Annotated in this window: 2 protein-coding genes; both read left to right on the top strand. The window is 45.1% G+C overall.

Annotated elements, in window-relative coordinates; genetic code table 11:
- The first annotated feature begins 169 nt into the window (after positions 1–169).
- Positions 170–511 (top strand): agmatine deiminase family protein, encoded by a 342-nt coding sequence (locus NNO03_RS22385; protein ID WP_271450607.1) that lies wholly within the window; start codon positions 170–172, stop codon positions 509–511.
- Positions 462–716: an agmatine deiminase family protein gene (locus tag NNO03_RS22390; RefSeq protein ID WP_271450608.1), complete on the top strand. Its 255-nt coding sequence runs from the start codon at positions 462–464 to the stop codon at positions 714–716. Before NNO03_RS22385 ends, NNO03_RS22390 begins: the two co-directional genes overlap by 50 nt.
- Positions 717–1,354 lie beyond the last annotated feature (638 nt).

Genomic DNA, 1,354 nt, shown 5'->3' on the forward strand with positions numbered 1-1,354 from the left:
GAATAAGTAACCCCCCCATATTATTTATTTTCTATACGCATAATCATTCAAGCTGCATTGAGGTGGTAAGTGAGTGAATCCCCTGGAGCGGACATAAGTTCGTGACTGGGGTGAGTGAGCGCAGCCAACGCCGGGGCTGCTGGAAAGTACAGCTCATACTGTCACCTGGATGGCGTTTGGTGCCAGTGCGGCGATCTGGGAATCTCACCGACTTCCCGTGGTACGGAAAAATCTGGCGCTGGTCGCAAACACCATTGCGGCCTTTGACCCCGTGAATATGCTGGTGCGCGAAGAAGACCATGCGCTCGCGGAAAAGCTATGCGGGCCATCAGTTAACCTGCTGGTTCATCCGATTGACGACCTGTGGATCCGCGATACCGGGCCGGTATTTGTGAAAAGCCCCCATGGCGTGCCCGCCGGCGTTGGATTTAATTTCAACGGCTGGGGCGAGAAGCAGGAACGTGATCACGCTGGAAGGGCCATCAACTATTCGCCAGAGCTATGCGAATAGTGATTTTGCCGCCAGTTATATCAATTTCTATCTGTGCAATGATGCCGTCATTGCGCCGGAGTTTGGCGATAAACGCACGGACCGTAACACGCGCGATATTTTGCAGGAGCAATTTACCGGTCGTGAAATTATTCAATTGAATATCGACGGTATCGCGGCCGGTGGCGGCGGTATTCACTGTGCGACCCAGCAACAGCCTCGTTAGCGGCTGGTTATGCCCGCCTGGGTTCAGGCGGGTTACATGTAAGACATGTGATAGCATACCTACCGGATGTATTCCGTTTTGCAACCTCACCACGTGAGGGAAAATGCAAACAGGGTACAACTCTTATCATCATTTATTTTTTCCAGCCTGAAGGTAATTTTGGAGAAGATAAATAAAAGTATACTTTTATTATCCGAAAATTAGATATTTCGAATGAAGAAAAGCAAAGTCATCCCAAAATAATACTCACATCACATAAGTGAAAGATTCTGCTCTAATATGCTTTAAAAAAGAAAAACCGTTAAGTCATAGATAAGTTCTCGTAGTAAAAACGTAAAAACAGCACCCTATGGATAACACTTACCGCAACTACCAATCTTAATGGTGATTTAATTATTGACTCAGATCAATCTATATGTTCACTATTTCATCCCTGTATGAAAACAAGCATATAAAGTTAAGATAAATTCACATTGTGAATAAATCAGGTATACTCAGGACGAACTTTTTTATGTTCTGTGAGAAGGGTAACCCCCTCTGGTAACCGCACTGTTGCTCATTTCAGCATGACTTTCGTCGCATGAAGGCTCAACAACTTCGTTTACGCAAACAGCATAAATTATATAAAAATCAAATAG

Source organism: Citrobacter sp. Igbk 16 (assembly GCF_028069755.1).
GTDB lineage: Bacteria > Pseudomonadota > Gammaproteobacteria > Enterobacterales > Enterobacteriaceae > Citrobacter.